This is a genomic window from Brachybacterium vulturis (assembly GCF_043641765.1).
Lineage (GTDB): Bacteria > Actinomycetota > Actinomycetes > Actinomycetales > Dermabacteraceae > Brachybacterium > Brachybacterium vulturis_A.
Genome location: NZ_JBHZRO010000037.1, coordinates 1 through 7,226 on the forward strand (window position 1 = coordinate 1; position 7,226 = coordinate 7,226).

Annotated in this window: 6 protein-coding genes; all 6 read left to right on the top strand. The window is 71.9% G+C overall.

The features are described 5' to 3' along the window. Nucleotides 1–165 precede the first annotated feature (165 nt). Genes ACHUEU_RS16310 through ACHUEU_RS16335 form a run of 6 tightly spaced genes read left to right on the top strand, consistent with a single transcriptional unit; the run spans nucleotide 166 to nucleotide 6,698 of the window. Nucleotides 166–1,323, top strand: a complete 1,158-nt coding sequence (locus ACHUEU_RS16310; RefSeq protein WP_394217144.1) for an extracellular solute-binding protein — start codon at nucleotides 166–168, stop codon at nucleotides 1,321–1,323. Nucleotides 1,324–1,370: 47 nt separating this feature from the next. Continuing rightward, nucleotides 1,371–2,294, top strand: coding sequence for a carbohydrate ABC transporter permease (locus ACHUEU_RS16315; protein ID WP_394217145.1), 924 nt, complete (start codon nucleotides 1,371–1,373; stop codon nucleotides 2,292–2,294). Then, nucleotides 2,291–3,118 (top strand): carbohydrate ABC transporter permease, encoded by an 828-nt coding sequence (locus ACHUEU_RS16320; RefSeq protein ID WP_394217146.1) that lies wholly within the window; start codon nucleotides 2,291–2,293, stop codon nucleotides 3,116–3,118. Before ACHUEU_RS16315 ends, ACHUEU_RS16320 begins: the two co-directional genes overlap by 4 nt. 3 nt (nucleotides 3,119–3,121) lie before the next feature. After that, nucleotides 3,122–4,615, top strand: coding sequence for a glycoside hydrolase family 3 N-terminal domain-containing protein (locus ACHUEU_RS16325; RefSeq protein WP_394217147.1), 1,494 nt, complete (start codon nucleotides 3,122–3,124; stop codon nucleotides 4,613–4,615). After that, on the top strand, nucleotides 4,615–5,829 hold the full coding sequence (locus ACHUEU_RS16330; protein ID WP_394217148.1) for an anhydro-N-acetylmuramic acid kinase: 1,215 nt from the start codon (nucleotides 4,615–4,617) through the stop codon (nucleotides 5,827–5,829). Before ACHUEU_RS16325 ends, ACHUEU_RS16330 begins: the two co-directional genes overlap by 1 nt. Beyond that, the gene (locus ACHUEU_RS16335) at nucleotides 5,829–6,698 is read left to right on the top strand and encodes a MurR/RpiR family transcriptional regulator (protein ID WP_394217149.1); all 870 of its coding nucleotides are present in this window, start codon (nucleotides 5,829–5,831) and stop codon (nucleotides 6,696–6,698) included. Before ACHUEU_RS16330 ends, ACHUEU_RS16335 begins: the two co-directional genes overlap by 1 nt. The last annotated feature ends 528 nt before the right edge of the window (nucleotides 6,699–7,226 follow it).

Below are 7,226 nucleotides of genomic sequence, written 5' to 3' on the forward strand. Positions count from 1 at the left end.
CAGCACCACCCATCGTGCCGGTCAGGGACCCGTTCCTTCATCCCCGATCCGTGACTACAACGTCATGACCCGCAACACCTAGCCGCCTGCGGCGGCTCGGAGGGTTCCGGGGGAGCCGGCGGGGGAGAGGTCGACGGTGAGGGCAAGACCCTCACCATGTGGCTGATGCAGGGCACCAACGCCAGCCCCGACGCCTACATCGAGGAGCTCCAGGCCGCCTTCGCCGAGGCCACCGGCGCCACCCTCGACATCCAGGTCCAGCCCTGGGACGGTGCCCACGACAAGTTCGTCACCGCCATGGCCGGCGGCACCGGGCCGGATGTCGCCGAGGTCGGCACCACCTGGGTGCCCGAGTTCGCCGACGCCGGCGGCCTGGACGTCCTCACCGAGGACATCGACGCCGCGGGCCTCAGCGACGGGCTGGTCCAGGGTCTCGTCGACGCCGGCACCCTCGAGGGAGAGATGTACGGCATGCCCTGGTACGCCGGGGTGCGCTCGATCCTCGCCAACCGGGAGATGCTCGAGGAGGCGGGGGTCTCCGAGCAGCCGCAGAGCTGGGACGACCTGCTGGCGATGATCACCACCCTCAAGGAGCACAACCCCGACTGGATCCCCTTCCCGGTCCCCGGTGCCAGTCTCTTCGCCGCCCTGCCCTTCGTCTGGGGAGGCGGCGGGGAGATCGCCGTCCAGGAGGGCGGGGAGTGGACCGCGACCATCGATCAGCCGGAGGCCGTCGAGGGCCTGGAGTGGTACACCGACCTCGCCCTGCAGCACGACGCCTCGACCGCGGCCGCCACCACCTGGACCGAGACCGATTCGCTGGCCGCATTCCTCCAGGGCACGGTGCCGATGTTCGTCACCGGCTCCTGGGTGCCCGCCACCGTGCGGGCGGACAACCCCGAGATGGCGGACAAGCTCGTCGCCTTCACCATCCCCGCGAAGGACGCCCCGGTCGCGCCCTCCTTCCTCGGCGGCTCGCTGATGTGCCGCTTCACCGAGACCCAGGAGCCCGAACTCGCCTTCGAGCTGATCAAGCTCGTCACCACGGGTGAGTTCGCGACCCGCTGGGCCCAGGAGACCAACTTCTTCCCCGGCACCATCGAGGCCCTGGACGAGGTGGTCGCCGGCGGTGACGAGCTCACGAAGGTCTTCGCCACCCAGATGACCGAGGGCGGCAAGTCCGTGCCGGTCACCCCGGCCTGGGGCAAGATCGAGGGCGCGAAGACGCTGAACATCATGCTCTCCTCCGTGCTCGAGGGCACCCCGGCCCAGGAGGCCGCGGAGACCGCCGCCGAGGAGATGGACGGCTTCTTCTCCGAATGAGCCCGACGCCGATCCGCGAGGCGCGGGGTGAGGGCGGTGCGGCGCGAATGACCCGCCGCACCGTCCCCCTGGGTCGCCGACTGCGCCGCGGCGCTGCGCCCTGGCTGCTGCTGTCCCCGGGCCTGCTGGTGCTCGGGGTGCTCCTGCTGTGGCCGATGGTGCGGGTGCTGAACCTGTCCCTGCAGGACTACGAGCTGCGCAACCTCCTGCGCGGCGACACGAACTACGTGTGGCTGGACAACTACCGCGAGGTCCTCAGCGATCCGTTCCTGTGGACGACCGTGCTTCCCAACACCGTGGGCTTCGCCCTGGTGTGCGTGGTGCTGACGATGATCGTCGGCACCGTGGTGGCCCTGTTCCTGAACTCCCTGGGTGCCACCTGGCGGTCGATCTCCACCACCGCGATCATGGTGGCCTGGGCGGTCCCGGCCCTGACCGGCACCTATATCTTCGTCTGGCTCTTCGACCCGCTGTCCGGCCTGGTGGCCTCCACGCTCGACGACCTCGGGGTGATGGAGGCGGGCAGCGTCAACTGGTTCACCAACCGCTGGACCTTCTACGGCATCGCCACCCTCAATGTCGTCTACCACGGCTTCCCCTTCATCGCGGTGACGATGCTGGCCGGGCTGATGACGGTTCCGGGCGAGCACTACGAGGCCGCGGCCCTGGACGGTGCGAGCGCCTGGGGGCGCTTCTGGAACGTCACCGTCCCCACCCTGCGCCCCATCATCGCCGTGTGCGTGATCCTCTCGACGATCTGGGACTTCAAGGTGTTCGTGCAGATCTATCTGATGCCCGGCGGCGACGGCGCCAATCCCGAGGTGATGAACCTCGGGGTGTGGTCCTACACCCAGTCCTTCGCCCAGGGCGAGTACGGCATGGGCTCCACGATCGCCGTGCTGCTGACCGCTCTGCTGCTGGTGATCTCCGTGATCTACCTCCGCACGCTGATGAAGGAGGAGGAGCTGTGAACCGTCGGACCCCCGCCTCCACCGCCGCCAAGGCGATCGGCGTCCTCGTGCTGATGTCGCTGAGCCTGTTCCCCTTCTACTGGATGCTCTCGACCGCAGTGGACACCAGTCCGCTCTCCCGCGGCGGGAGCCTGCTGCCCAGCGGGTTCACGCTCGAGCACTTCCGGTACGTGCTGGTCGATGCGGGCTTCCTGCGCTATGTGCGGGTCTCGGTGATCGTCGCCGTGGGCACCGTGGTGCTCTCTGCGATCGTGGCCCTGCTGGCCGCCGTGGCAGTGGCGCGCTTCCGCTTCCGCCTGCGCACCCAGGTGCTGATCATGGTGCTGATGGTGCAGATGGTCCCGCTCGAGGCTCTGGTCATCCCGCTGTTCCTGCAGGCGAGGAACCTCCACATGCTCAACTCCCTGCTGGGGCTGACCATCGTCTACCTGGGCTTCTCGCTGGCGTTCGCGATCTGGAACCTGCGCGGATTCGTCGCGGCGGTCCCGCGCGAGCTCGAGGAGGCCGCCTATATGGACGGCGCCACCTGGTTCCGCATGTTCCGCTCGATCCTGCTGCCGTTGGTGGCCCCGGGCCTGGTCGCCACCTCGGTGTTCTCCTTCATCACCGCATGGAACGAGTTCATCTTCGCGCTGACGTTCATGCAGGACAGCGCGAAGTACACCGTCGGCGTGGGCCTGCGCACCTTCTTCACCCAGAACACCGCGGACTGGGGGTCGGTGATGGCCGCCTCCACGATCATCACCCTGCCCGTGGTGATCTTCTTCGTGCTGGTCCAGCGCAACCTCGCCCAGGGCATGACCGCCGGCGCCGTGAAAGGCTGAGGCATGGACACCACCACCTCCCGGGACAGCGCCGGCCGGGGCCCCACCACCTGGGACCCGGACGCGCTGGGCGTGCTGATGGCGCCCTTCACCGGCACCGAGCTGCCCGCCTGGCTGGGGGAGGTGCTCGACGCGGGCCTGGCCTCGGTGATCCTCTTCGGCCACAACACCCCCGATCCCGCCACCGCCGGCGCGCTCGCCCGCGCCGTGCACGCACGCGCCGAGCAGTGCGTGGTCGCGATCGACGAGGAGGGCGGGGGCGTCACCCGTCTCCAGTCCGCCACCGGCTCCGCCCTGCCGACGGCCTGGGCGCTGGGCGAGATCGACGATCCGGAGCTCACCCGCGCCGCCGGCCGCGCCCTGGGCGACCTGCTCGCCGCCTGCGACCTGGACCTCGACCTCGCCCCGGTGCTCGACGTCTCCACCGACCCGGCCAACCCCGTCATCGGCACCCGCGCCTTCGGCGACGATCCGGCCCGGGTCGCCGCCCACGCCCGCGCCTTCGCCACCGGGTTGACCGAGGCGGGACTGGGCACCTGCGCCAAGCACTTCCCCGGCCACGGTGCCACCGCCACCGACTCCCACACCGCTCTGCCCCGCATCGACCTCGAGGCGCCGCAGTTCGAGCGCGAGCACCTGGCCCCCTGGCGGATCGCGCCCTGGCTGGACAGCGTGATGACCGCGCACGTGCTGGTCCCCGCCCTCGGCGAGGGCCCCGCCTCGATCTCCCCCTGGGCCCGGCCGCTGCTGGACCGCGCCGTCGGCGGCAGCTTCCACGGCCTGGTGATCACCGACGCCCTGGACATGGCCGCGGTCGCCGCGAATCCCGGGTACGGCGAGGCCGCGGTCCGCGCGATCGAGGCCGGTGCCGACCTGCTGTGCCTGGGCACCTCCCTGCGCCGCGACGATGAGCAGATGCTCCGCGAGGCCCACGACGCCCTGGTCGACGCCGTGGACAGCGGGCGCCTGGACCGCGAAGCGCTGCACGCGCGGGCCGAGCGCACCCGCGAGCGGCTGCGCATGCTGCGCACGCGGCGCCGCTTCGTCCCCGCCCCGTCCCTGACCGATGCGCTGCAGCGCCTGGACCGGCTCGGTGCCGACGCGGCTGCCCGCGCCGTCCGTGCCCGCCACGCGCACCTCGAGCTGGCACCAGCTGTCGTGACCGACCTGCGCCACCGTGCCCAGCACGCCTCCGGCACCCGTGGCCGGCAGCTCGTGGACGCCCTGCGCGAGCGCTCCATCCGGGCCGACGAGCCCGACTATCCCGATCAGATCGACGGCGCCGCCCAGCTGCTGGCGCTGACCCGCCTGCCCCGCAGCGACCCCGAGGAGGGGCGGCGCCTGGACGCGCTGCTGGCGCGCCGACCGGAGACCATCGTGGTCCACACCGGCGTGCCCGACGCGGCCCCGGACCACCGCCGCCTGGTGCTCGCCCACGGCGGCGGCCGCACCATGATGCGTGCGGTCGTCTCCCTGCTGCTGGGCGGTGAGCACTGATGCGCGTGCTGGGCCTGATGTCCGGCACCAGCCTGGACGGGATCGACGTGGTGCTCGCCGACTTCGACCGCGACCCGGAGGACCTGGCGACCCTGCGCGCCCGCCTGTTGCACGTGGGCGAGGAGCCCTGGCCGGAGACGACCCGTCGGGCGCTGCGCGCCGTGCTGCCGCCCGCCCCGGCCGATATCGCCAGCTGGAACCGGCTGCACGCCCAGGTGGGGGAGGCCTTCGCGGACGCCGCCGCGTGGGTCCTGGCCCGCCACGGCGGGGCGGACCTGATCGCCACCCACGGCCAGACCCTCCACCACGACGTGCGTGCGGACGGGACCGTCGCCGGCACCCTGCAGATCGGCGACGCCTCCCGGATCGCTGCCGCCACCTCCACACCGGTGCTCCATGACCTGCGCGCGGCCGACGTCGCCGCCGGCGGCCAGGGCGCCCCGCTGGTCCCGATCCTCGATCAGCTGCTGCTGGGCGGGGACGCGGGCGAGGCCACCGCGGTGCTGAACATCGGCGGGATCTCCAACCTCGCCCTGGTCGGCACCGAGCAGCTGATCGCCGGGGACCTGGGCCCCGGCAACGCCCTGCTGGACGCCGCCGTGCACGCCGCGACCGGGCAGGATGCCGATCACGACGCCGCCCTGGCCCGCACCGGCACCGTCGACGCCGCCGCGCTGGCGACCCTGCTGAGCGAGCCGTTCTACGCCCGGCCCCTGCCGCGCTCCACCGGCCGCGAGCACTTCGACAGCGGCTACGTGCAGCGCATGCTGGGCGCCGAGGCGCTGGCCGCCCTGCCTCTCCCCGACCTGCTGGCCACCCTGGTGGAGCTGACCGCCGTCACCATCGCCGACGGCATCGCCGGGCTGGGGGCCACCCGGGTGGTCGTCTCCGGCGGTGGGATCCGCAACCCGCTGCTGCGCGAGCGGCTCGCCGCCCGCCTCGCTCCGCTGCCTCTGCTGGACGCCGACGACCTGGGCATCCCCGCCGACGGCAAGGAGGCGCTGCTCATCGCCCTGCTCGGCTACCTCGGCGCGCACGGCCTGCCCGGCACCCTGGAGCGCGCCGACGGCACCGCCCATACCGGCGCCCGCACACCCGTCGTGCTCGGCTCCCTCACCCCGCCGCACGCGCTGCGTGGCCTGCTCCGCGAGCCTGTGGACACCCACACCGTCGAGCACTTCGAGATCGTGACGACCCCCTGGGAGGAGGATTGATGACTGCACCTGTCCTGCCCGTCCTGCCCAACCTCCGCAGCCGGCGCGAGGAGCTCCAGCCCGTCCAGCGTCGGATCGCCGAGGTGATCCTCTCCGACCCCGTGGCCGCGGGGCGTCTGACCATCGACCAGCTCGCCGCCGCCGCTGGCTGCGCGCAGTCCTCCGTGGTGAACTTCGCCCGCGATCTGGGCTTCTCCGGATACCGCGACTTCCGCGCAGAGCTCACCGAGGAGGCGGTCCGCGCCGCCGCCTGGGAGGGCGAGCACGCATTCCCGACTCACATCGATCCCGCCGATCCGCTTGCCACGAGCGTCGCGCGGATCGCCGCGGCCGATGCGCGCGCCGTGCGCGACACCGTGCGCCTGTTGGACCTCGACGTGCTCGCGGCCTGCGCGGAGGTGCTCGCCAGCTCCCGCCGCATCATCCTGGTGGGGGTGGGCGCCTCGGGGCTCGCGGCCACCGACCTGCAGTACAAGCTGACCCGCCTGGGGTTCTCCGCACAGGCCCTGACCAGCATGCATGACGCACTGCCCGCAGTGACCGCACTCCAGGAGCGGGACTGCCTGCTGGCGATCTCCGACTCCGGCCGCACCACCGACGTCCTCGAGGCCGTGGAGATCGCTGCGCGCACCGGTGCCCGGACCGTCGCGATCACGGGCTCCCCGGTCGCCCCGCTCGCTCGGCACAGCGAGTTTGTGCTGCTGACCGCCTCGCGCGAGCCGTCCTTCCGCGCCGGAGCGACCTCCTCCCGCATCGCCCAGCTCACCATCGCGGACTGCCTGCTCACCGCGATCTCGGCGACCCTGCCCGGCGGCGGCGCCGAGGCCCTTGCCCGCACACGGGCCGTGCTCGAGGACCGCCGGTGCTGAGCTCGTCTGCCTCGGGCCTCGTGCGCGGCGCGTCGTGTTCCCCCTCCCGCGATACCTGCATGACCGGTGCTTCCGTCCCGACGAGGGGAGTGGTCTTTCCTGCGTCTACGGGGGACTCCGTCGTGCTGTGGACCACGCGGCCGCGAGGCCGCTGAAGAAGATAATGGCGCACACGAGTGTGGATGCCGGGTCCGTTCGCGTCGACACCGCCCACCGCACCAATGCCGAACTCTCCGTGGAGACGGTCGCTCCGAGGAGCACTGCCGCGAGGACGGGCGCTGCGACACCGAGCTCACCGACCGCAGCGACCGCCAGATAACCGATCCCGCAGTAGGCGAAGATGGTGCGAAGGGTCGCTGAGGTGGTCATCGAACCCGTCACCGTGCCGAGGCACAGCAGCACAGCGCAGGTCACCAGGAGCCAGCCCATCCCGACCGCGAAGAGCCGCAGCCCGGCGTTCCGCAGAATTCAGGGGTTCTGGAGGCATGCCGGGAGGGTCGTAGCCTTGTGACCTGCGCGGGGGTGTTC

Excerpts from the sequence above, each read along its gene's own strand:
- ACHUEU_RS16330 (WP_394217148.1), top strand. The coding sequence starts at position 4,615 with ATGCGCGTGCTGGGCCTGATGTCCGGCACCAGCCTGGACGGGATCGAC.
- ACHUEU_RS16315 (WP_394217145.1), top strand. The coding sequence starts at position 1,371 with ATGACCCGCCGCACCGTCCCCCTGGGTCGCCGACTGCGCCGCGGCGCT.
- ACHUEU_RS16310 (WP_394217144.1), top strand. The coding sequence starts at position 166 with ATGCAGGGCACCAACGCCAGCCCCGACGCCTACATCGAGGAGCTCCAG.
- ACHUEU_RS16325 (WP_394217147.1), top strand. The coding sequence starts at position 3,122 with ATGGACACCACCACCTCCCGGGACAGCGCCGGCCGGGGCCCCACCACC.
- ACHUEU_RS16335 (WP_394217149.1), top strand. The coding sequence starts at position 5,829 with ATGACTGCACCTGTCCTGCCCGTCCTGCCCAACCTCCGCAGCCGGCGC.